At 64.7% G+C, this 20,752-nt stretch carries 21 protein-coding genes and 2 tRNA genes; 5 read left to right on the top strand and 18 right to left on the bottom strand.

The genetic code is table 11. The features are described from left to right. Nucleotides 1–7: 7 nt before the first annotated feature. Nucleotides 8–586, bottom strand: a complete 579-nt coding sequence (locus tag BZG29_RS23255) for an NUDIX hydrolase (RefSeq protein ID WP_034747557.1) — start codon at nt 584–586, stop codon at nt 8–10. A 224-nt stretch (nt 587–810) separates the two neighbouring features. Between BZG29_RS23255 and BZG29_RS23250 the strand changes: the two genes are divergently transcribed. Next, nucleotides 811–887, top strand: a tRNA-Met gene (locus BZG29_RS23250). 162 nt (nt 888–1,049) lie between these two features. After that, nucleotides 1,050–1,126, top strand: a tRNA-Met gene (locus BZG29_RS23245). Between the two features lie 59 nt (nt 1,127–1,185). On the opposite strand, the gene BZG29_RS23240 is transcribed toward BZG29_RS23245, so the two are convergent. Beyond that, on the bottom strand, nt 1,186–1,974 hold the full coding sequence (locus BZG29_RS23240) for a helix-turn-helix transcriptional regulator (protein WP_077407946.1): 789 nt from the start codon (nt 1,972–1,974) through the stop codon (nt 1,186–1,188). 110 nt (nt 1,975–2,084) lie between these two features. Here BZG29_RS23240 and BZG29_RS23235 point away from each other — a divergent pair, with 110 nt between their 5' ends. Continuing rightward, nucleotides 2,085–3,281, top strand: coding sequence for an MFS transporter (locus BZG29_RS23235; RefSeq protein ID WP_077407944.1), 1,197 nt, complete (start codon nt 2,085–2,087; stop codon nt 3,279–3,281). On the opposite strand, the gene BZG29_RS23230 is transcribed toward BZG29_RS23235, so the two are convergent. Together BZG29_RS23230 and BZG29_RS23225 are read right to left on the bottom strand one after the other, a co-directional pair. Further along, a complete protein-coding gene (locus BZG29_RS23230; protein ID WP_077407942.1) occupies nt 3,278–5,584 on the bottom strand; it encodes a xanthine dehydrogenase family protein molybdopterin-binding subunit in 2,307 nt (768 codons plus the stop codon). The two genes, BZG29_RS23235 and BZG29_RS23230, sit on opposite strands and share 4 nt — an antisense overlap. Beyond that, entirely contained in the window at nt 5,581–6,057 is a 477-nt protein-coding gene (locus BZG29_RS23225) for a (2Fe-2S)-binding protein (RefSeq protein WP_077407940.1), read from the bottom strand. Before BZG29_RS23225 ends, BZG29_RS23230 begins: the two co-directional genes overlap by 4 nt. A 152-nt stretch (nt 6,058–6,209) precedes the next feature. Here BZG29_RS23225 and mug point away from each other — a divergent pair, with 152 nt between their 5' ends. Continuing rightward, nucleotides 6,210–6,731: a G/U mismatch-specific DNA glycosylase gene (gene mug / locus BZG29_RS23220; RefSeq protein WP_077407938.1), complete on the top strand. Its 522-nt coding sequence runs from the start codon at nt 6,210–6,212 to the stop codon at nt 6,729–6,731. A gap of 43 nt (nt 6,732–6,774) precedes the next feature. Here the strand turns inward: mug and BZG29_RS23215 are convergent, their stop codons facing one another. The 5 genes from BZG29_RS23215 to BZG29_RS23195 form a co-directional block, all read right to left on the bottom strand. After that, nucleotides 6,775–7,560, bottom strand: a complete 786-nt coding sequence (locus BZG29_RS23215; protein ID WP_077407936.1) for an anti-sigma factor — start codon at nt 7,558–7,560, stop codon at nt 6,775–6,777. Next, the gene (locus BZG29_RS23210) at nt 7,557–8,078 is read right to left on the bottom strand and encodes an RNA polymerase sigma factor (RefSeq protein ID WP_077407934.1); all 522 of its coding nucleotides are present in this window, start codon (nt 8,076–8,078) and stop codon (nt 7,557–7,559) included. Before BZG29_RS23210 ends, BZG29_RS23215 begins: the two co-directional genes overlap by 4 nt. A gap of 21 nt (nt 8,079–8,099) precedes the next feature. Then, nucleotides 8,100–8,471, bottom strand: coding sequence for a hypothetical protein (locus BZG29_RS23205; RefSeq protein WP_077407932.1), 372 nt, complete (start codon nt 8,469–8,471; stop codon nt 8,100–8,102). Nucleotides 8,472–8,528: 57 nt separating this feature from the next. Then, the gene (locus tag BZG29_RS23200) at nt 8,529–9,446 is read right to left on the bottom strand and encodes a DNA-3-methyladenine glycosylase 2 (protein WP_077407930.1); all 918 of its coding nucleotides are present in this window, start codon (nt 9,444–9,446) and stop codon (nt 8,529–8,531) included. 68 nt (nt 9,447–9,514) lie between these two features. Next, a complete protein-coding gene (locus BZG29_RS23195) occupies nt 9,515–10,522 on the bottom strand; it encodes an XdhC family protein (protein WP_077407928.1) in 1,008 nt (335 codons plus the stop codon). Nucleotides 10,523–10,622: 100 nt separating this feature from the next. On the opposite strand from BZG29_RS23195, the gene BZG29_RS28260 reads away from it, so the two are divergent. Continuing rightward, on the top strand, nt 10,623–10,763 hold the full coding sequence (locus BZG29_RS28260) for a hypothetical protein (protein WP_162835767.1): 141 nt from the start codon (nt 10,623–10,625) through the stop codon (nt 10,761–10,763). A gap of 29 nt (nt 10,764–10,792) precedes the next feature. Here the strand turns inward: BZG29_RS28260 and BZG29_RS23190 are convergent, their stop codons facing one another. From BZG29_RS23190 to BZG29_RS23150, 9 genes are all read right to left on the bottom strand, one after another. Next, nucleotides 10,793–11,896 carry a M48 family metallopeptidase gene (locus tag BZG29_RS23190; RefSeq protein ID WP_077407926.1) on the bottom strand — a complete coding sequence of 368 codons (1,104 nt, stop codon included), beginning with the start codon at nt 11,894–11,896 and terminating at the stop codon, nt 10,793–10,795. A 10-nt stretch (nt 11,897–11,906) separates the two neighbouring features. Further along, complete coding sequence (gene dut / locus BZG29_RS23185; RefSeq protein WP_070312166.1) at nt 11,907–12,356, bottom strand: dUTP diphosphatase; 450 nt, start codon at nt 12,354–12,356, stop codon at nt 11,907–11,909. A gap of 19 nt (nt 12,357–12,375) precedes the next feature. Further along, nucleotides 12,376–13,596, bottom strand: a complete 1,221-nt coding sequence (gene coaBC / locus BZG29_RS23180; RefSeq protein WP_077407924.1) for a bifunctional phosphopantothenoylcysteine decarboxylase/phosphopantothenate--cysteine ligase CoaBC — start codon at nt 13,594–13,596, stop codon at nt 12,376–12,378. 17 nt (nt 13,597–13,613) lie between these two features. After that, nucleotides 13,614–14,117: a signal peptidase II gene (gene lspA, locus BZG29_RS23175; RefSeq protein ID WP_077407922.1), complete on the bottom strand. Its 504-nt coding sequence runs from the start codon at nt 14,115–14,117 to the stop codon at nt 13,614–13,616. Between the two features lie 196 nt (nt 14,118–14,313). After that, entirely contained in the window at nt 14,314–17,214 is a 2,901-nt protein-coding gene (ileS, locus tag BZG29_RS23170) for an isoleucine--tRNA ligase (protein ID WP_077407921.1), read from the bottom strand. A gap of 67 nt (nt 17,215–17,281) precedes the next feature. After that, nucleotides 17,282–18,253: a bifunctional riboflavin kinase/FAD synthetase gene (locus BZG29_RS23165; RefSeq protein ID WP_077407919.1), complete on the bottom strand. Its 972-nt coding sequence runs from the start codon at nt 18,251–18,253 to the stop codon at nt 17,282–17,284. Nucleotides 18,254–18,495: 242 nt separating this feature from the next. After that, a complete protein-coding gene (locus tag BZG29_RS23160) occupies nt 18,496–19,707 on the bottom strand; it encodes a hypothetical protein (RefSeq protein ID WP_077407917.1) in 1,212 nt (403 codons plus the stop codon). A 78-nt stretch (nt 19,708–19,785) separates the two neighbouring features. Next, on the bottom strand, nt 19,786–20,217 hold the full coding sequence (locus tag BZG29_RS23155) for a biopolymer transporter ExbD (RefSeq protein WP_170840419.1): 432 nt from the start codon (nt 20,215–20,217) through the stop codon (nt 19,786–19,788). A 104-nt stretch (nt 20,218–20,321) separates the two neighbouring features. Continuing rightward, nucleotides 20,322–20,750, bottom strand: a complete 429-nt coding sequence (locus tag BZG29_RS23150) for a biopolymer transporter ExbD (RefSeq protein ID WP_077407915.1) — start codon at nt 20,748–20,750, stop codon at nt 20,322–20,324. Nucleotides 20,751–20,752: the final 2 nt, after the last annotated feature.

The following is a 20,752-nucleotide window of genomic DNA, read 5'->3' as shown; positions in this document are numbered from 1 at the left end:
CGGGAGCTTATTCTGCATCCGCGCGCGCCATCGGGCGCGTGATGTCGCCCGTATGCACGCCGTAGCTGCCGCCTTCGCGGATTTTCACGCGGTCGGCAAAGAACAGTTCCAGGGTGGCGCGGATGGTGGGGAAGGCCAGGTCATCCCAGGGAATCTGCGCTTCCGTAAACAGCTGCACGTCCAGGCTTTCGATGCCCGGCGCGAAGTCGAGGTCGCGCAGGCGGGCCAGGTAGAACAGGTGCACCTGGTGCACGCGCTGCACGTTCAGCAGCGAAAACAGGGGCCCCAGTTCGATATTCGCGCCCGCTTCCTCCACCGTTTCGCGCTCGGCCGCATCCGACGTCGTTTCATCGTTTTCCATGAAGCCGGCCGGCAGGGTCCAGTAGCCCAGGCGCGGCTCGATGGCCCGCTTGCACAGCAAGACCTGCAACTGGCCATCCTCTTCCCAGACGGGAATCGAGCCGACCACCATTTTCGGGTTCTGGTAATGGATGGCGTCGCAGTTGGCGCACACATAGCGCGGACGGTTGTCGCCTTCCGGGATGGACAGGCTGACAGGATGGGCGCATTCGGAGCAGAATTTCATGGGCGGGCTTAGGAAAAGAATGATGTCTAGTGTAACGCTTACTGTACACCGCTTACTGTACACCGATTGCGTGCGGCGTGGCGTGACGGGCGGACACAATGCCAACCGGCAATTGGCCAAGCTGCTTGACGTACTTTTGAACGCATTTTTAATAAAATGGCTCTATTGCGGTCTAATTTGAGATAGCTATTGCCTAAGCCACCTGTTTGCCCTTATAATTCTTGTGCGGGGTGGAGCAGTCTGGCAGCTCGTCGGGCTCATAACCCGAAGGTCACAGGTTCAAATCCTGTCCCCGCAACCAATACCGGAAAGCCGCTGATTCTTGCAAAAGATCGGCGGCTTTTTTCATTTCCGCCTGGCGCACCCATCATTTGCCCATCGGCAATCGCCGCGAGGCGGGGCGCGCATGCAATTGTCAAATCTTGCCCTTTACGCCTCGCAACAATCTGGTATATAATTCTGCTGCGGGGTGGAGCAGTCTGGCAGCTCGTCGGGCTCATAACCCGAAGGTCACAGGTTCAAATCCTGTCCCCGCAACCAATTCGAAGCCGCTGATTCCTCGCAAGAGGGTCAGCGGTTTTTTCGTTGTGCGGTAGTGTTTACTCTGGCACCTGGCGCGCATACACCACCAGCCGCAGGTGGCGGTCCGCATCGATGGTCAGCGAGGTGTGCTCATACGCGATGCCTTCGCCGCCGACGTCCAGGCAGCGCACGCCGGCACATGGCGCATGCACGTCGTGGCGGCGCCACCACAGCTTGAATTCGGGCGAGACTTTTTCCAGTTCGTCGACCAGCGCGTGAATGTCCGCTTCCTGCGTGGCGCGCGCATAGTCGCGGCGAAAGCTCGACAGCATCAGCGGCGCCTGCTCTTCCCAGCCGATGAAGCGTGAGCGCAGCAGCGGGTCGGTAAACAAGAGCCACAGCAGATTGCGCCGCGCCGGCACATGCGCGCCGAAGCCGAACAGGGCATCCGCGCCCGCATTGAACGCCAGCACGTCCCAGCGCAGGTTGAGCACATACGCGGGATGCGCCAGCTCGTGCATCAGGTGGCGCACCGGCGGCGGCACCACGCAAAACGTCTTGCCCTCTTCGGCCGGCGGACGCGCATGCGCGAGCAGGAACAGGTGGCGGCGTTCGCCCGCGTCCAGTTTCAGCACTTCGGCCAGCTTGTCGAGAAAGGCGCTGGAGACGCCGATGTCGCGCCCCTGCTCCAGCCAGGTGTACCAGGTCAGTCCCACGCCGGCCAGCGCCGCCACTTCTTCGCGGCGCAAGCCCGGCGTCCTGCGCCGCCCGCCGCCGGGTAAACCCACGTCTTCCGGCGACAGGCGTGCGCGGCGCGCCTGCAGGTAGGCGGCCAGTTCGTGGCGGGTGCGGGCCAAAGTACGCATGGTGCTGCCTTTCCGGTAAGCCTGTTGCCATTAGTAATAGCATAAACAGTTAAATTGTAATTGTTTATATTGTATTCCAGAATGCCGGCTTTCTTCCTGAAGGCTTGCCCATGTCCGACTATTCTTCTCACGCCAGTACTGGCACTTCCGCCGCCGTGCTGCCCGCCACCGTCTACCTGATCGCCGTGGGTGCGTTCGCGCTGGGCATGGCGTCGTATGTAACGGCAGGCCTGATGCCGATGATCGCCGGCGCGTTTTCCGTTTCCCTGGCGATGGCGGCGCAACTGGTGACGGCGTTTACGCTGGCCTATGGCCTCGGCTCGCCGCTGATGGTGGCCTTGCTGCCGGCGCGCGCGCAGCGCTCCGGCCTTTTGCTCGCCCTGGGCGTGTTCGTGCTGGCGAACGGGGCCAGCGCGCTGGCGCCCGGTTTCAGCGGTTTGCTGGCATGGCGCGCCATCGCCGGCATCGGTGCGGGCGTGTACCTGGCGCTGGGCATCGCGGCGGCGGCCGGCGTGTCGGCGCCGCAGCAGCGGGGCAAGGCCATCGGCGCGATCATGGGCGGCATGGCGGGCGGCACGGTGCTGGGCGTGCCCTTGAGTTTGCTGCTGGCGCAGCAGCTGGGCTGGGCCGCGGCCCTGTGGCTGGTGGCGCTTCTCGGTGCGCTGGCGCTGGCGGGCTTGCTGTGGAAGCTGCCCGCGCTGCCTGCCGCACCGGCTATTTCACTGCGCCGCAAGCTGGCCTTGCTGGCCGACGGGCAGGTGCTGGTCATTTTGCTCGTGTCGCTGCTGGCAGCCATCGCCAGCCTGGGCATGTACACCTTCATCGCGCCGCTGCTGGCGTGGTCCGCGCATGGCGCGCCGGTGTCCGCCACGCCCTTCCTGTGGGCCTGGGGCGTGGGCGGCATCGCGGGCAGCGTATTGGTGGGACCATGGGCGGACAAGGTGGCGGCGCCGAAACTGACCTGCTTCATCTTGTTGCTGCTGGCGCTGGCCTTGGGCGCGCTGCCGCTGGCGGCCGGCTGGTCGGCCTGGCTGATGCTGGCGCCTATCGTGCTGTGGGGCGCGGCTGGCTGGGCCTTGCAAGTGCCGCAAAACCAGCAACTGCTGGCCGTGCGTGCGCGCGAGGGCGACGGCAACCTGGCCATCGCCCTCAACGAATCGGCGCTGTACCTGGGCAGCGCCGTCGGCGCCGCCACCGGCGGGCTGCTGCTCCTGCTCGACTGGCCCATGTGGCTGCTGGCGTCCGGCGCCGCCCTGGTCGCCGCCGCCGCGCTGCTGCTGCAGTTGCCCGCCGCGCGGCGCTCCTAGGCTTTTTTCGCCAGCTGCATGCCCACGGGCAGGGCGCGGATGCGCTTGCCCGTGGCGGCGAAGATGGCGTTGCACAGGGCGGGCGCGATGGGCGGCGTGGCCGGCTCGCCCACGCCGCCCAGCTCCATGTCCAGGGTGCCCGGCACCAGGTGCGTGTGGATCACGCGCGGCGCGTCGGCGGCGCGCAGCACGGCGTAGTCGTGGAAATTGCTTTGCTCGACCCGGCCATTCTTAAAGCTGATCTCGCCGCTCATGGCCAGCGACAGGCCCATGATGCAGGCGCCTTCGATCTGCGAGCGCACGCGGTCCGGGTTGATCTGCGGGCCGCAATCCATGGCGATGTCGACCCGCGGCACGATGACTTCGCCGGCCGCATTGATCTCCACTTCGATCACGGCCGCCACATAGGTAACGAAACTGTAGGACACGGCCAGGCCCAGGCCCCGCCCCTTGGGCAGCTTGCGGCCCCAGCCCGCCTTGGCCGTCGCCAGCTCGATCACGTGGCGCATGCGTTTGACATCGACTGGATACTTCGCCGGATCCTCGCCATAGTTCCAGCCATCGGACAGGTCGGCCGGGTTGATCTTGCGCGCGGGGCCCAGCAGCGCCAGCAGGTAGTCGCGGTGGTCCTTCTTTGCCGCGTGGGCCAGTTCGGCCGTGAACGACTGGATGGCGAACGCGTGCGGGATGTTCGACACGGAACGGAACCAGCCGATGCGCGTGTGGGCCGGCACTTCCGGCACCTCGACGCGGATGTTCGCAATGGCGAACGGCACGTTGATGGCCGACATGCCCAGCTCGAACGGCGCCTGCCTGTTCGCGCCGGCGGCAAAGGTCGAGGTGATGGTGGGGGCGGCCGTGCGGTGCAGCCAGGCCGTCGGCATGCCCTTCGTATCGAGCGACGCTTCCAGCCGTTCGACGGACACCGTGTGCAGGTAGTCGTGCTGCAGGTCGTCGTCGCGCGTCCACGTCAGCTTGACGGGCGCGCCATCCATGGCTTTCGACAGCAGCGCCGCCTCGACGGCGAAATCGGGTTTCGATTTGCGCCCGAAGCCGCCTCCGAGCAGGGTCACGTGGACGGTCACGTCGTCATACGCCAGGCCCAGGGCCTTGGCCACGTTGCTGCGCGTCGCCTGCGGCGCCTGCACGCAGGCCCACACTTCGGCCTTGCCGTTGGCGATGCGCACGGTGGCGGCGGGCGGCTCCATGGTGGCGTGGGCCAGGTGGGGCAGATAGTACTCGGCACTGAATTTGCGCGCGGCGGGAGCGGCGGCCAGGGTCGCCACCGTCTTGCCCTGGTCGCGCGCCGGGCTGGCCGGCTGGCGCACGGCCGCTTCCAGCGTCTTGCGGAAGGCTTTCGAATCGTAGGCGCCGTTCGGGCCGTCGTCCCATTCCAGCACCAGCGCTTCGCGGCCCTTGATGGCAGCCCAGGTGTTGCTGGCGATGACGGCCACGCCGCCCAGGGGATTGAACATGGCCGGCGGCGGGCTGCCCGCCAGTTCGACGATGCGCAGCACGCCCGGCACCTTCAGGGCCGCCGTCTTGTCCACGCTTTTCAGCTTGCCGCCGAAGACGGGCGGACGGGCGATGACGGCGTACGCCATGCCGTCGAGGCGCGTGTCGATGCCGAAGTGGGTATTGCCCGTGACGATGTCGTGCAAGTCGATGCCGCGCGTGCTGCTTTGGCCTATATAACGCAGCTCGCCCGCCGTTTTCAGGCTGATGCGCGCGCGCGGCGGCACGGGCAATATGGCCGCTTCTTCGGCCAGCGCGCCGAAGGACAGCGAGCGCCCGCTGGCCGCATGCACGATCGCATGGTTGACGGCTTTCACTTCCGTCACGGGCACGTCCCAGCGCACGGCGGCGGCCGTTTCCAGCATCAGGCGCGCCGTGGCGCCCACGTGGCGCATGGCGCGGAACGAGTGGCGCATGCTGCGCGAACCGTCCGTATCCTGGCTGCCGTAGCGCGCTTCGTCGGCGGGCGCCTGCTGCACGCGTACCTGCGCCCAGTCGGCGCCCAGTTCGTCGGCCGCCACCATGGGCAGGCTGGTGCGGATGCCCTGGCCCATTTCGGAGCGGTGCGCCACGATGGTGACGATGCCATCGGCGCCGATCGACAGGAAGACCAGGGTGTCGTCGACCACGCCGCCAGCCATCTTGTCGCCGCCGTATTTGACGGCATCGGCCGCCATCACGAGGCCGGAAGGGCCGGCTACCAGGGTCAAGCCGGCCAGCGCACCGGCGGCCTTGAGCCAGTTGCGCCGCGCGGGCGAATGTGCGGCGGCAGTGTCATGGATGCTCATTTGGCCGCTCCTTTTGCGTGGATGCTGCTTGCGGCCTGCTTGATGGCCGCGTGGATGCGCGTGTAGGTGCCGCAGCGGCAGATATTGCCGCTCATCGCTTCGCGGATTTGCTGGTCGTTCGGTCTTGGCGTCTTGTGCAGCAGGGCCGTGGCCGACATGATTTGCCCGGCCTGACAGTAACCGCATTGTGGCACGCCGTGTTCCTGCCAGGCTTGTTGCAGCGCAAGGCCGACCTTGTCTTCGCCCACCGCTTCGATGGTGGTGATCTTCTTGCCGGCGGCGGCCGACACGGGCGTCACGCAGGAGCGGATGGCTTCGCCATCGAGGTGCACGGTGCAGGCGCCGCACAGGGCCATGCCGCAGCCGAATTTGGTGCCGGTCATGCCCAGTTCGTCGCGCAAGGCCCACAACAGGGGCGTGTCTTCAGGCAGTGCAAGGTCGTGCTGCTTGCCATTGATGGTCAGGGTCGTCATGTGTATTCCTCGGAGTGGGGATGGTGCGGGACAGCGCGACGGCCATCCGCCAAACGGATTAGCTCATCAGTAGGGGATGGTAGCACCAGCCGCCCTGCGCTGCAGGAGATGGCGCCGGTGGCATACTGCGGCTTCTGATATCGGAGTTTTCCATGACATACCTCACAACGGCGCCGGGCTTGCCCGACATCCTCGCTCCCGGCTTGCAGGTGGTTTTTTGCGGCCTCAATCCCGGCGTGGATGCGGCGGCCGCCGGCCACCATTTTCTCGGCCGCGGCAACCGCTTCTGGCCGGTGCTGCACCTGGCCGGCTTCACGCCGCACCTGGTGGCGCCGCAGGACGATGCCAGCGTGCTCGGTTTCGGGCTGGGCTTGACGGCGGCCGTCGGGCGCCCGACCAGCCGCGCGGACCAGGTGGGGACGGACGAATTTGCGCAAGCGGCGGCGGGCCTGCGGCACAAGCTGGCATGGGCGCAGCCGCAGTGGATCGCCTTCCTGGGCAAGGCCGCCTACGCGGCGATGACGGGAAAACGCCAGCTGGCGTGGGGCGAACAGCCGGAGCGCTTCGGCGGCGCGCGCGTGTGGATCTTGCCCAATCCGAGTGGCCTCAATCGCGGCTATTCGAAGGAACGGCTGGTCGACGCGTATGCGGAACTCAAGCGCGCGCTGGGCTGATGCCGGGCTGGCGTTCAGCGCACTTGCGCATGGATGGAGGGGCTTAGCGCGCCTGCTCCAGCTGCGCGTACACGGCGCCGGCGATCTTGCCCAGTTCCTGTTTGGGCAGGTTCGCCGAGAGGGCATAACCGAGCTGGCCGTCGATCCAGTAAAACACGCTCAGTTCCTTCTCCTGCGTGTAGCGGAAGGCCGTTTCCTGCCTGCCGGCCCGTTCCTTGGCCACGTACAGGGTCAGGCGCTTGCCGCCGCCATCCTCGTACATGAATTGCGCCACGGGGCCGTCGCCATCGCCGGGCAGCAGGCGCCCGCCGATCAGTTGGTAGCCCAGCGGCGATAGCGCGGGCGGCTGCAGTTGCGTGCCCAGGCGTTTCGACAGCCATTGCACCAGGTGCGCCTCCTGTTCCGCGCCCACCTCGACGGGATGGCGCACTTCGGGCGTGTAGACGGCATGGGCGATGGCGGCGCTGCGCGCCAGGGTCAGGGGGCTGGCGCTGGCGCTCGTGCCGTCGCCGCCGCGCAGCAGCCAGCCGCCCGCGCCGCCCGCGATGAGCAGCACGATGGCTGCTGCCGCCTGCATGGCGGGGCGGCGCCAGGCGCCGTTCGCCGCCGCTGGCGATGCCGCCTGCCGCAGGGCCGGCGGCACGGCTTCGTCCAGCACGGGATCGAACAGGGCGCGCAATTGCCGGTTCTGTTCGCGCCACGCATCCACCCTGGCGGCATCCTCGGGATGCGCGCGCAGGTGGGCATCGATGGCCGCGCGCTGCTCCTCGGGCAGGACGCCGTCGGCCAGGGCGTGCAATTGCGCTTCGCTGATGGCTTGCGTTGTCATTTCACGACTTTCAGGGTGGGGGCGCCATGGCTGCCGGCGGGGCGGCCATCGAGCAGTTCGCGCAGCCGCTCGCGCCCGCGCGACAAGCGCGACATGACGGTGCCGACGGGGATGCCCAGCGTAGACGCTACCTGCTCGTACGGCATCTGTTCCAGCGCGACGAGCAGGATGACTTCGCGCTGCCCCAGCGGCAAGCGGGCCAGCGCCGCATCCATTTCGCCGATGGCGATGGCCTGTCCCGGCGCCCGTTCCGGCGCGGGCAGCACGGCGTCGTCGTCGAGCTCCTGCAGCGCCAGGCCGGGGCGGCGCAACTGATCCACGTGCAGGTTATGCATGATGGAAAACAGCCAGGGCCGCATTTCGCCGCCGCGCTGCCACTGGTCGAACTTGCGCCAGGCCCGCTCCACGGTGTCCTGCACCAGGTCGTCCGCGTGCGCGGCGCCTGCCAGCGCGCGCGCATAGCGGCGCAGGCCGGGCAGGCAGGCTTGCAGCTGGCGGCTGTCCTCTTGCGTGGTCATCGTGGCGGCGGGCAGGGCTGCTTACGGCTTGACGACGTGCCACACGTTCTTGAAATTGTCGCCGGCCGCGTCGCCCGGCTTCTTGTCTTCCTTGTACAGGTACAGGGGCTTGCCCTTGTAGGTCAGCTGCATGGCGCCGTTGTCTTCGCGCTTGATGCTGCCGTAGGGGGCGGCGGGCGCCGCTTCGGTGGCGATGACGGCGGGCCAGGCGGCCAGGCAGCCGCCGCTGCAGGCGCTCTTGCCGCTGTCGGCGACATCCTTGTCGAACACGTACACGGTCATGCCGCCGGCGTTGACCAGCATGCCGTTGGCGGGCATGACGTCGGCGGCGAAGGCCAGCGGGGCGGACAAGGCGGTGCAAAGGGCGGTGGCGGCAAAAGTAGTAAAGCGCATGATGGTCTCCTTGAGGTTTTGGGGGCTTGCAAGGGATAGACGCCTGCCGCCCGCCGTTTATTCCCCGGTCGGCAAAATATTTTTTGCCGGCGCGTGCAGGCTGGCCCACAGGTGGGCGGCCGCCATGGTGCGGTGCGGCGCGTACTGGCGCAGCCATTGTTCCGTGCGCGCCATGTCCGGTTTCGTTTCCTCTCCGAGCAGCTTTTGCAGGGCGGCGCGGATGGCCACGTCGCCGTGCAGCGAGCAGTCGGCATAGCCGTAGCCGCGCAGCAGCGCGTAGTTGACGGTCCACGGGCCGATGCCCTTCACGGCCAGCAGCGCCTGCGATATGGCCGCCACGTCGCCGGAAGGGGGCAGCTCCAGCGACAACTCGCCGTCGTCGACGAGGCGCGCCAGGCGCAGCAAGGTTTCCGCCTTGGCGCGCGAGAATTTGCGGCTCGTCAAATCCTCGATTTCCAGCCTGGCCACATCGCGCGCCTCCGGGTAGCACCACAAGCCGCTGGCGTGCCGGCGTCCCGCCTGCACGATGAAGGTACGGCGCAGGGCGATGGCGAACGGCAGGTTGATTTGCTGGCCGATGATGGCCCAGGTCAGCGCCTCGAAGGGGCTGGCCGATTGCACGATGCGCAAGCCCGGATTGACGCCGATCAAAGGCGCCAGCAGCGGGTCGGCGGCGGCCAGTTGCGCGAACGGCTGCGGATCGATGCGCAGGCCGAGGATGTTGAGCAGGGCGCCGTGCAGCGCCGTTTGCACAGCGTCACTGGCGCCGCCGTCGATCTCGGCGCGGCAAATGGCCGCAGCGTCCGTGAAGGCCACGTCCAGCACGACAGGGACGCCGGCAAGCAGGATGCCCTTGCGCAGTCCCGTAGCGGTGACTTGTTCGGCCACGGCTTCCCCGTCGCGGCTGTGGAAGGCGATGACGTCGTCGCGGCGGTAGCCGGCGGGCAGGGGGAGGGTCCAGTGCAGCAGGGTCATGGTGGCCAAAATCAGGGAAGGTAGCAGGGGCGCGCCGCTGGCGCATCTTGTTTCTTGCTTTTCAGGCGTCAGCGCACGCAGAGGTCCGGGTTGGGCGGCGTCAAGGCGGCCGCGTGCTGGATCTGCAGGGCATCGGGCACGCCATTCTTGACGGCCGTCAGTTCGGCCAGGATGGAGATGGCGATTTCGGCCGGCGTCTTGCTGCCGATGTACAGGCCGATGGGGCCGTGCAGCCGCGCCAGCTGCTCCGCGCTGACGTCGAACTGCAGCAGCCGCTCGCGGCGCTTGGCGTTGTTGGCGCGCGAGCCGATGGCGCCGACATAAAAAGCGGGGGATTTGAGCGCTTCCATCAGGGCCAGGTCGTCGAGCTTGGGGTCGTGCGTGAGGGCGACGACGGCGCTGCGGCTGTCGAGCTTGAGTTCCAGCACGAGATCGTCGGGCATGGCGTGCAGCAGGGGCACGCCGGGCACGTTCCAGCCGCCCCGGTATTCCTCGCGCGGGTCGCAGACGATGACGTGGTAATCCATGGCCGTGGCGATTTGCGCCACGAAGCGCGACAGCTGGCTGGCGCCGATGATCAGCAGGCGCCAGCGCGGGCCATGCTGCGTGGTGAGCGCCCCGTCTTCCAGGGCCAGCACGGCGCCCGGCGCGGCGCGCCGCAGGGTGACGGCGCCGGTAGCCAGATCGAGGCGGCGCTCGACCAGTTCATGCGCTTCCAGGCGCGCCAGCAGTTCGGCCACGCGGCTGCCCGCGTGCAGCGGTTCGATCGCCAGTTCGATGGTGCCGCCGCAGGGCAGGCCGAAGCGGTGCGCCTCGTCGGCGCTGATGCCGTAGCTGACGATTTCCGGCTGCGTGCGCACGATGCCGTGCACGCGCACCCTGTCGATCAAATCATCTTCGATGCAGCCGCCGGAAACGGAACCGACCACCGTGCCATCGTCGCAGATGGCCAGCGTGGCGCCCACGGGGCGGGGGCTGGAGCCCCAGGTCTTGATGACGGTGACGAGTTCGCAGCGGCGGCCGGCGGCGAGCCAGGCGGCGCTGGTCTTCAGAACTTCAAGGTCGATGCTGTCCATGGCGCGCGCGAGTTACATGCCGCATGTTTGCGGCAAAGTATGGAAAAGTATTCAAGATTGTGGATATACTACCTGTTCCACCACCCTGCGGAGAATTTTCATGTCAAATGAAGTCAAGACGCAAGAAGAGGGTATTCCCAAGTTCGGCAAGCTGCTCATTGTCCTGTTTCTGGCCGTGGTGTTCTGCGGCGCCCTGACCTGGATCATGGGCACCTACTTCCCGAACTTCCCCGGCGCCTGAGCAAACCTGCTGCATCAGGCGCCGTTGGCTTAAGGCTTGAGCGGTTTCTTCGCCGCCTGCTTGGCGCGCACGTCGATGACGGCGCGGTTGACGGCGGCCATGCGCGAGTTGGTGCCCGGGTGCAGGGCCGTGTAGCCGTTGGCGACCGTCGCCGGCACTTGCGTGGCCAGGCGTTGCCAGAAGCGGGCCGCGTTGTCGACGTTGTAGCCGGCGCGCGCCAGCAGGTAGATGGCCAGGGTATCGGCCTGCACGTCGAGTTCCTGCGGCATTGCCTTGATGCCGGCGGCGCCCGTTAGCATCGATACGTCGGGCTGTACGGCGCCCAGGCTGTCGATGATGCTGCCGGCCGTCCCTGCCGTGCGCTGGCTGCGCGCGTGGTCGAGGATGTTGTGCGCCATTTCGCGGGCGATGACGAAGGCGATGCCTTCGTCGTTTTGCGCCGCATTGACCATGCCGCGCGTGAGCATGATGCGCGCGCCGTCCGAGTAGGCGTTGATATTGTCCGCATTGCCCAGGGCGACGCGGAAGGCGCAGGCGCGCGTGACGGGAATTTTCAGGTCCTGCTGCTGGCCGTCGCGGGCGATGGTCATGTTCAGGCTTGCGCTTTTCGAGGCCAGCGGGCCGACGATGGCGCCAAACGGGCCTTCCGCCTTCGGGCCGGCCGGCAGCGGCTTGCCTTCGGCGGCCAGCAAGCCGTCGCCCTTGCGCAAGCCGGCGCGCGCGGCGCCGCTGCCCGGCAAGACGCCGGAGACTTGCATCTGTTCGCCGTAGCCGAGGGCCGCCTGCGCCGCGTCGGCATAGATGCCGGGGTAGGAATACTTGTTCTGCGCCGTGAAGCCCAGCAAGTTGCGCGCATACGTCTTGCACAGGTCCGCATTGTTGATCAGCAGGGGCGCCGAGACTTTCGACAGGCGGTCCTGCAGCGCCACCATCTTCACCAGTTCCTCCTGCGCCGCCTTTTGCTGCGCCGTCGGCGCGGGCGCATCGGGCGCCGGCACGACGTTGAACGGGCCGCTGACATGCGTCGTTGGCGTGGTGCAGGCGGAGAGCAGGGCTACGCAGGCGAGCAACAGTGGCGAGGCCAGATGGCGCAGCGAAGTTTTGGCTGGGGCGATGTGGCGGAAACCTGGCATAAGACGATCCTTAATGTTTGCCGGTGCTGCCGAAACCGCCAACACCGCGTTCGCTGTCGCCGAATTCCTCGACGACGTTAAAGCCCACTTGCAGCACCGGCACGATAATCAGCTGCGCCAGGCGTTCCATGGGGTTGAGCGTGAAAGCGCTCTGGCCCCGGTTCCAGGTCGATACCATCAGCTGGCCCTGGTAATCGGAGTCGATCAAGCCTACCAGATTCCCCAGGACGATGCCGTTTTTGTGGCCCATGCCGCTGCGCGGCAGGATCATGGCCGCATACGAGGGGTCGCCGATGTGGATGGCCAGGCCCGTGGGAATGAGCACGGTCTGGCCGGCTTCGATGGTGATCGCCTCGTTGATGCAGGCGCGCAGGTCCAGCCCCGCGCTGCCCGGGGTGGCGTAGGCCGGCAGCAGTTCTTGCATGCGGGCGTCGAGGATCTTGATGTCGATATTTTTCATTAATTTAAAACGTAAAGGGTTATTTGAGCAGCGAATTCTTGGCCAGGCGCTTCGAGATTTCCGAAATCAGCTGGCGCGCCAGGTTCAGTTTCGAGGCGCGCGGCAGTACGGTATGGCCTTCCTCGTCGAACAGGATGATGGTGTTGTCGTCCTGGCCGAACGTGTTCTGGCCGATATTGCCGACCAGCAATGGAATGCCTTTTTTCTCGCGCTTGGTCGAGCCGAATTCCACCAGGTTCTCCGATTCGGCGGCAAAGCCGACGCAGTACGGATAGCCGGCCAGGTTGGTGCGCGCCGCCACAGTGGCCAGGATGTCGGGATTTTGCGCGAACTGCAGTTCGGGCACGGAGCCGTCGGCCTGCTTTTTCATCTTTTGTTCGCTGGCGTTGGCCACGCGCCAGTCGGCCACGGCGGCCACGGCGACGAAGACATGCTGGCCGTCGACGTGGGCCAGCACCGCATCGTGCATCTGCTGCGCGCTTTGCACATCGATGCGGCGCACGCCGAAGGGCGCGTCCAGGGCCGTGGGGCCGGAAATGAGCAGCACCTCGGCGCCCGCTTCGCGCGCCGCGCGCGCCACCGCATAGCCCATCTTGCCCGAGGATAGATTGGTGATGCCGCGCACGGGGTCGATGGCTTCAAAAGTAGGACCGGCCGTGACCAGCACGCGCTTGCCCGCCAATACCTTCGGCTGGAAGGCGGCGATCAGCTCCGTCAAGAGCTGTTCCGGTTCCAGCATGCGGCCCAGGCCAACTTCACCGCACGCTTGTTCGCCGGCGGCCGGGCCGAACAGCTTGATGCCGTCGTCGCGCAGCTGCTGCACATTGCGTTGCGTGGCGGGGTTCTGCCACATTTCCACGTTCATGGCCGGCGCCACCAGCAGGGGCAGGTGGGCCGGGCGGGCCAGGCACAGGGTCGACAGCAGGTCGTCGCAGACGCCGTGCGCCAGCTTGCGCAGAAAATCGGCCGAGCACGGCGCAATCAGGATGGCGTCAGCGTGGCGCGTCAAATCGATATGCGCCATGTTGTTGGCTATGCGCGCATCCCACTGGCTCGTGTGCACGGGGTGGCCGGACAGGGCCTGCATCGTGACGGCCGTGATGAAGCGGCTGGCCGCATCCGTCATCACCACCTGCACCGAGGCGCCTGCCTTTGTCAGCGCGCGGCACAGTTCCGCCGCCTTGTAGCAGGCGACACCGCCCGAAAGTCCCAGGACGATTTTTTTGCCGGACAATTCCATGCCGTTCTCCTGCGTGTTTATTTGTTTACCCGGCGCAGTTCATCGATGATGAACAGGGCCGCGCCGATGCAGATGGCGCTGTCGGCGATATTGAAAGCGGGGAAATGGCCCCAGCTTTTCCAGTGGAAGTCGAGGAAATCGACCACGTGGCCGTACATCAGGCGGTCGATGGCGTTGCCCAGCGCGCCGCCGAGGATCAGCGACAGGGCCCAGCAGAACATGCGCTGGCCGGCGTGCTTTTTCAGCAGGTAGATGATGTAGATGGCGGCCGCCAGGGCGATGCCGGTGAAGAAATAGCGCTGCCAGCCGCCCTGGTCGGACAGGAAGCTGAACGCGGCGCCCTTGTTATACGCGAGCACCAGGTTGAAATACGAGGTGATGACCATTTCCTGCGCATAGCGGAAGGTCTTCAGGATCGTGATCTTGGTGATCTGGTCGAACAGGATGACGATGGCGGCAATGCCCAGCCACAGCGTCAGCGGCGATTGCGGTTTCGATGAAAAACGGTTTTTAGTGGCCATATTTTTCCAGGGAAGATAAAGCCGCCGCCTGGCAGCAGGCGGCGGTTGGACTCATAGCATACAACGACGGGCAAAATCGTAGCGAGCGGCAGCGAGGCTCGGCGCCCCCGTTGGCCCGAGACGCGCAGCTGTACTTTAGTACAGCGAGCATCGCAGGCCGCAAATCGCGACGCGCAGTAGATTTTGACGACGTTGTTTAGGCGAAGCGGCGTTTCTCGCCCTTGCCAAACAGGTTGCTGACGCAGCGGCCGCACAGGGTGGCATGCGCGGCGTCTGTGCCCACGTCGCTGCGGTAGTGCCAGCAGCGCTCGCACTTCGGCGCCGTCGACGCGGCCACGACCACTTCCTCGGCCGCTTCGTCGGCCACTTCGGCCACGCTGGCCTGCGAGGTGATGAAGACGAACTTCAAGTCTTCGCCCAGGGTCGTCAACAGCTTGTACTTCATCGGCGCGGCCTTGATCGTCAGCTCCGCCTGCAGCGAGGAACCGATGGCGCCCGAGGTACGCAAGTCTTCCAGCTGCTTGGTCACATCCGTGCGCACGGCGCGCAGGGCCGTGTATTTCTCCAGCAGGTCGGCCGCATCCGCCACTGCCGGCAGCTGCCACCAGGTTTGCGTGAAGATGGTTTCATCGCTGGCGGCATACGCTTCGCTGCCGGCGAAGACGGCCCACGCTTCTTCGGCCGTGAACGACAGGGCCGGGGCCATCAGGCGCAGCAGGCTTTGCGTGATGTGCCACAGGGCCGTCTGCGCCGAACGGCGCGCGTGCGACGTCAGGCCGGAGGTGTACAGGCGGTCCTTCAGGATGTCCAGGTAGAAGCCGCCCAGGTCTTCCGAGCAGTACGTCTGCAGCTTCGAGACCACCGGGTGGAACTCGTAGCGCGCATAGTTGTTTTCGATCTGCGTTTGCAGCGATGCCATGTTGGCCAGCGCATAGCGGTCGATTTCGAACATTTCGGCCACCGGCACGGCGTCCGTGGCCGGATTGAAGTCCGAGGTGTTCGCCAGCAGGAAGCGCAGGGTGTTGCGGATGCGGCGGTACGATTCCGTCACGCGTTTGAGGATCTCGTCGGAGATCGACAGCTCGCCCGTGTAGTCGGTCGAGGCGATCCACAGGCGCAGGATGTCCGCGCCCAGGGTGTCCGAGATCTTTTGCGGCGCCAGCGTGTTCCCCAGCGACTTGGACATCTTCTTGCCTTCGCCGTCGACCGTGAAGCCGTGCGTCAGCAGGGCTTTATATGGCGGACGGCCGTTCAGCATCGACGACACGAGCAGCGACGAGTGGAACCAGCCGCGATGCTGGTCCGAGCCTTCCAGGTACAGGTCGGCCGGGAACTGCAGCTGCGTCGAGTGCGAACCGTGGGCTTGCGGGCCGCCCAGCACCGTCTGGTGCGTGGCGCCGGAATCGAACCACACGTCCAGCGTATCCTTGTTCTTGGCGTAGATGGCCGCTTCGTCGCCGATCAGGTCCTTCAAATCCAGCGCCTGCCATGCCTCGATGCCGCCTTTTTCGATCAGCTTGGCCACTTGCTCCAGCAATTCCGGCGTGCGCGGATGCAGGTCGCCCGTTTCCTTGTGCACGATGAAGGCCATCGGCACGCCCCACTGGCGTTGGCGCGACAGGGTCCAGTCAGGACGGTTGGCGATCATGCCGTGCAGGCGCGCCTGGCCCCAGTCCGGGAAGAACTCGGTGTCGGCGATGCCTTGCAAGGCCGTTTCGCGCAGGGTCGCGCCGCCGTCTTTCGGTGTCACGTCCATGCCGGCAAACCACTGCGACGTGGCGCGGTAGATGATCGGCGTCTTATGACGCCAACAATGCATGTAACTGTGGTCGAACATCTTGACTTCGAACAAGGCTCCCGCTTCTTTCAGGGCATTGCAGATCGGTTTCGACGCTTCCCAGATGGTCATGCCGCCAAACAGGGGCAGGGTGGAGGCGAACTTGCCGTCGCCCATGACGGGCTTGATGATGTCGTCGTCCTTCATGCCGTGCGCCTTGCACGAGATGAAGTCGTCCAGGCCGTAGGCTGGCGCCGAGTGCACCACGCCCGTGCCGCTTTCCGTGGTCACGTATTCGGCCAGGTACAAGGGCGACAGGCGGTCGTAGAAAGCGTCGGCCGCATGCAACGGGTGGCGGAAGCTGATGCCGGCCAGGGCCGCGCCGTCGCAGGTGGCGATGGTCGTGCCATCGAGCTTGAAGCGCGCCAGGCTGGCGACGACTAGGTCTTGCGCCAGGATCAGCAGCAGCGGCTGTCCATCGCGCTCGGCTTTCACCAGCGCGTATTTGACTTCCGGGTGCACGTTCAGCGCCTGGTTCGACGGGATGGTCCACGGCGTGGTGGTCCAGATGACGATGAAACCGTTATCGGTCGGCAGTGCAGGCAGGCCGAAGGCGGCCGCCAGTTTTTCCGGCTCGGCGAACTTGAATCCGACGTCGATGGCGGGATCGCGTTTTTCCGCGTATTCCACTTCCGCCTCGGCCAGCGCCGACTGGCAGTCGAAGCACCAGTTGACGGGCTTCAGGCCGCGGTACACATAGCCTTTTTCCAGCAGCTTGCCCAGCGCGCGCAATTCGTCCGCTTCATTGCCATGCGCCATGGTCAGATACGGGTTGTCCCACTCGCCCAGCACGCCCAGGCGGATAAAGTCTTTCTTCTGGCGCTCGACCTGCACGTTGGCATAGGCGCGGGCCTTTTCCAGCACTTCGGCCGTCGGCAGGTTCTTGCCGTGCAGTTTTTCGATCTGGATCTCGATCGGCATGCCGTGGCAATCCCAGCCCGGCACGTACGGCGCGTCGAAGCCGGCCAGCGAGCGCGACTTGACGACCATGTCTTTCAGGATCTTGTTGACGGCGTGGCCCAGGTGGATGTCGCCATTCGCGTACGGCGGGCCGTCATGCAGGATGAATTTCGGACGGCCGGCGGCAGCCTTGCGCACGCGCTCGTAGATCTTCTTGTCTTGCCATTGCTGTACCCATTGCGGCTCGCGCTTGGCCATGTCGCCGCGCATCGGGAACGGGGTTTCCGTCATGTTGACCGGGTATTTGCTTTCTGGCTTCTTGTTCTGTTTGGGCGTGGCTGGCTTGTTTTGATCGGACATAATCTTCTTTAATGATATTGAATGGTTTGCGGCGGCGGGTGCCGCCAGGCGGCGGAGTTGGCCGGCGTCAAATTCGGTCGGTGGCGGTAATGGCGCCGCTGCGCTGCTCAAAATAGGCGCGCGCCTGGTTCGAGTCGCGCTCGATGGCGGCCGTCAGGGTGGGCAAATCGTCGTACTTTTCTTCGTCGCGCAGCTTTTCCAGGAATTCCACGCGCACCAGCTTGCCGTAGCAGGATTGATTGAAATCAAACAGATGCACTTCCAGCAAGACGCGGCCGCTGTCGTCGACGGTGGGGCGCACGCCGAGGCTGGCCACGGCCGGCAGCGGCTGCGGCGCCAGGCCGTGTACTTGCACGATGAAGACGCCGGACAGGGCGGGACGGTGCGCCACGCGCAGGTTCAGGGTGGGGAAACCGAGGGTGCGGCCCAGTTTCTGGCCGTGGATGACATGGCCGGAAATGGCGTACGGATGGCCCAGCAGCTGCGTCGCCAGCGGGAAATCCCCGGCGGCCAGCGCCAGGCGCACGGCGGACGAGGAGATGCGCGTGCTGCCGTTCATCACGGTAGGCAATGTTTCTACATGGAAACCATATTTGCGGCCCGCTTCCTGCAGCATGGCCACGTCGCCGGCGCGCCGCGCGCCATAGCAAAAGTCGTCGCCGACCATCAGCCATTTCACGTGCAAGCCGTCGACGAGGACTTTTTCCGTGAATTCCTGCGGCGTCAAGGCGGCGAACTGGGCGCTGAAATGCTCGACGACGACACGGTCGATGCCGGCGTCATCCAGCGATTGCAGCTTGTCGCGCAAGTTGGCGATGCGCTGCGGGGCCTTGGACAGGTCGCCCGCGCGCTGCGCGAAGAATTCGCGCGGGTGCGGTTCGAACGTCATCACGGCCGCTTCAATGCCGAGTTCGGTCGCCGCGCCGCGTACGCGCGCCAGCAACGCTTGATGGCCGATGTGGACACCGTCAAAATTGCCGATGGTCAGAGCGCAAGGCGCTCGTGCCTGGGCATTGGGAAGTCCGCGGAATACCTTCATAGGAATCTGATGAAAAACTGTGCCAAAAGGGGGATTATACGGACTGTTTCGGGGATGCACACCCGGCAGGGCGGACGCAGGGCGAATTTCACTGCTGAAATGATAAAAAGCGTTGCCGGCGGGTGTGCTGGCAACGCTTTTCGGGAACTAACGGCTTGACAACATGTTCAGGGCTAGGCGCCGCGTCGAAGACAGTACGAATGTACGGCGAGACGCGGCAACAACGCCCTGGACGTGTTGTCTTATTTATTCATTAAGGTCCAGTAACGGGCCAGGTCCGCAGCGCCATCCGTGCCCTTGACGGCTTTGAGTGCCGTCGTGGCGTTGGACTTCTTGCCGGCGTGGATGTAGGCGATGCCCAGGTGCAGCTTGGCTTCTTCTGCATACTTGGCGGTGCCCAGCTTCACGGCATCGTTCATCAAGCCCAGACCCTTTTCGGCCTGGCCATCGTAGACCAGGGCGAAGCCCAGCTTGCTCAAGCTGTCGGCATCCTTGTTCTTGGCGTATTCCGCTTCCGACTTGGCCGCGTTGGCTTTCAGGTCAGCCTGGGTTTTCAGGGCCAGGTCTTTCAGGCGCTGGTGACGTGGCGCATCGGCGCCGGTACCCAGCACGCCTTTTTTGTAGCCTTGCTCGATGATGGTCAAAGCTTCGCCAGGATTGCCTGCTTGCAGGGCCAGTTGGCTGATTTCCATGTATTCGGAAGGCTTGCTGAACAGGCCGTTGGCCAGGCGCAGGCGCTGGACATCGAGGCCCAGGCGTTGCGAGAAGCCAGGTTTGCCCGACACGCGGTTCAGCAGGTCGGCCCAGTAGCTGGTTTTCGGATAGCTCGATGCCAGTTTTTCCAGGGTGGCAACGTAGCCGCCCTTGTCGTTTTGCTTCAACTGGATGTTGGCCAGCATTTGCAGGCTCGCTTCCGAGTTGCCGCCGCGCGCTTGCAGTTCTTTTGCCGCTTCGGCGTAGTTGCCGCTGACGTAGTAGGTCTGGATCAGCAGTTCGCGCATCTGTGGATCTTCGCGGTCTTTCAGCGAGCGTTTGATCCAGGTGATGGTGTTTGGCCAATCCTTGGCGCGGTAGTACATGCCTGCCAGCGCTTGCGTGAATTTGGGGGCTTCGGCGGCGCTCAGGCGGCCGGAATTGATGACGGCTTCAAAAGCCTTGATGGCGGTGCCGTTGTCGCCAGCGGCGGCGGCAGCCGAGGCGCGCACGCGTTCGATCTGGTAGCTTTCAAAGGCGGTCTTGCCGCCGACGCTGTCAGCTTCGCGCAGCTTGGCCAGTGCTTCCTTGTTCTTGCCGCTGCCAGCGAGTTTTTGCGCTTCTTGCAATGGCTTGCCCACTTCGGCACGCACGGTGTCCGCGGCATATGCCAGCGAGCCCAGGCCGATTACGGGAGTTGCTGCGGTAAAACCGATAGCGGCCATGACGAGGCCGAGATGAGCGAGACGAAACTTGGACATGAGAAAGTCTTTCAGTAAAAAGCGAATAGGCAGGAAGTCCTGCCTATTCGGATGTAAAGATAACCTGATTGCTGCAGCTTACTGGAATTGCTCGTTGCCGACCAGACCGATTTTGGTCACGCCCAGACGCTGCGCCGACGCCATCACACCGGCGACGACTTTGTATTCCACCAGCTTGTTAGGACGCAGATGCACTTCTGGCTGATCTGCTTGCGCAGCAACGTTGCTCAGCTTGGCTTCCAGCGTATTACGATCAGGTACGACCTGATTGTCCCACAAGATAGTGCCATCAAAATCGACATCGATCGTGACGACCACTGGTTCGGTTGTCGGTGGCGGCGGGGTGCCGACCGGCATGTTCAGGTTCACCGAGTGGTTTTGCTTAGGAATCGTGATGATCAACATGATAATCAGCACCAGCATCACGTCGATGAGGGGCGTCATGTTCAGTTCCATCATTGGTTCCGGATCCGCGCCTGCTGCGCTTCCCGAACCGACATTCATACTCATAGTGTTTCCTTTAAGAAGTCCAACGAAGCACCGGGCGAAACTGCCGCCCGGCAAGCTTCCTTCAGTGGCGCCCCATGTTGCCGGGACGCCGCTGTCAGTCGCTATCAGCCCTTGTCAGGTGGTTCGGTGATGAAGCCGACCTTCTGGATCCCGGCACGTTGGGTCGTGTAAATAACCCGGCCGATCGATTCGTAGCGTGTTTCTTGGTCGCCACGAACGTGTACTTCCGGCTGCGGTACTTTCACTGCTTCAACTTTAAGATAATCGAACAATTCGTTCGTGTCTCTCAGTCTGGTCTGGCCCAGGTAAATCTCGCCATCCTTGTTAACAACGATGTTAACGTTTTGCGGCTTGGTTTGAAGGGCTTGGTTGGCCTCGATCGGCAGATCGATTTTCTGCAGCTTGAGGACAACTGGACTGGTGATCAAGAAAATGATCAGCAAAACCAACATGATGTCGACGAGCGGCGTCGTGTTGATTTCTGACATTACTTGATCTTGATCTCCGCTGTCGGAGCCGACGGACATCGACATGA

The sequence above is a fragment of the Janthinobacterium sp. LM6 genome, from assembly GCF_002002885.1.
GTDB classification, from domain to species: Bacteria; Pseudomonadota; Gammaproteobacteria; order Burkholderiales; family Burkholderiaceae_D; genus Janthinobacterium; species Janthinobacterium kumbetense.
The sequence above is the reverse complement of the archived record's forward strand: the minus strand, read 5'-3'. Positions and strand labels throughout refer to the sequence as shown.

Coding starts and splice junctions, on each gene's coding strand:
- BZG29_RS23255 (WP_034747557.1), bottom strand. CDS start 586: ATGAAATTCTGCTCCGAATGCGCCCATCCTGTCAGCCTGTCCATCCCG.
- BZG29_RS23240 (WP_077407946.1), bottom strand. CDS start 1,974: ATGCGTACTTTGGCCCGCACCCGCCACGAACTGGCCGCCTACCTGCAG.
- BZG29_RS23235 (WP_077407944.1), top strand. CDS start 2,085: ATGTCCGACTATTCTTCTCACGCCAGTACTGGCACTTCCGCCGCCGTG.
- BZG29_RS23230 (WP_077407942.1), bottom strand. CDS start 5,584: ATGAGCATCCATGACACTGCCGCCGCACATTCGCCCGCGCGGCGCAAC.
- BZG29_RS23225 (WP_077407940.1), bottom strand. CDS start 6,057: ATGACGACCCTGACCATCAATGGCAAGCAGCACGACCTTGCACTGCCT.
- mug (WP_077407938.1), top strand. CDS start 6,210: ATGACATACCTCACAACGGCGCCGGGCTTGCCCGACATCCTCGCTCCC.
- BZG29_RS23215 (WP_077407936.1), bottom strand. CDS start 7,560: ATGACAACGCAAGCCATCAGCGAAGCGCAATTGCACGCCCTGGCCGAC.
- BZG29_RS23210 (WP_077407934.1), bottom strand. CDS start 8,078: ATGACCACGCAAGAGGACAGCCGCCAGCTGCAAGCCTGCCTGCCCGGC.
- BZG29_RS23205 (WP_077407932.1), bottom strand. CDS start 8,471: ATGCGCTTTACTACTTTTGCCGCCACCGCCCTTTGCACCGCCTTGTCC.
- BZG29_RS23200 (WP_077407930.1), bottom strand. CDS start 9,446: ATGACCCTGCTGCACTGGACCCTCCCCCTGCCCGCCGGCTACCGCCGC.
- BZG29_RS23195 (WP_077407928.1), bottom strand. CDS start 10,522: ATGGACAGCATCGACCTTGAAGTTCTGAAGACCAGCGCCGCCTGGCTC.
- BZG29_RS28260 (WP_162835767.1), top strand. CDS start 10,623: ATGTCAAATGAAGTCAAGACGCAAGAAGAGGGTATTCCCAAGTTCGGC.
- BZG29_RS23190 (WP_077407926.1), bottom strand. CDS start 11,896: ATGCCAGGTTTCCGCCACATCGCCCCAGCCAAAACTTCGCTGCGCCAT.
- dut (WP_070312166.1), bottom strand. CDS start 12,356: ATGAAAAATATCGACATCAAGATCCTCGACGCCCGCATGCAAGAACTG.
- coaBC (WP_077407924.1), bottom strand. CDS start 13,596: ATGGAATTGTCCGGCAAAAAAATCGTCCTGGGACTTTCGGGCGGTGTC.
- lspA (WP_077407922.1), bottom strand. CDS start 14,117: ATGGCCACTAAAAACCGTTTTTCATCGAAACCGCAATCGCCGCTGACG.
- ileS (WP_077407921.1), bottom strand. CDS start 17,214: ATGTCCGATCAAAACAAGCCAGCCACGCCCAAACAGAACAAGAAGCCA.
- BZG29_RS23165 (WP_077407919.1), bottom strand. CDS start 18,253: ATGAAGGTATTCCGCGGACTTCCCAATGCCCAGGCACGAGCGCCTTGC.
- BZG29_RS23160 (WP_077407917.1), bottom strand. CDS start 19,707: ATGTCCAAGTTTCGTCTCGCTCATCTCGGCCTCGTCATGGCCGCTATC.
- BZG29_RS23155 (WP_170840419.1), bottom strand. CDS start 20,217: ATGAGTATGAATGTCGGTTCGGGAAGCGCAGCAGGCGCGGATCCGGAA.
- BZG29_RS23150 (WP_077407915.1), bottom strand. CDS start 20,750: ATGTCGATGTCCGTCGGCTCCGACAGCGGAGATCAAGATCAAGTAATG.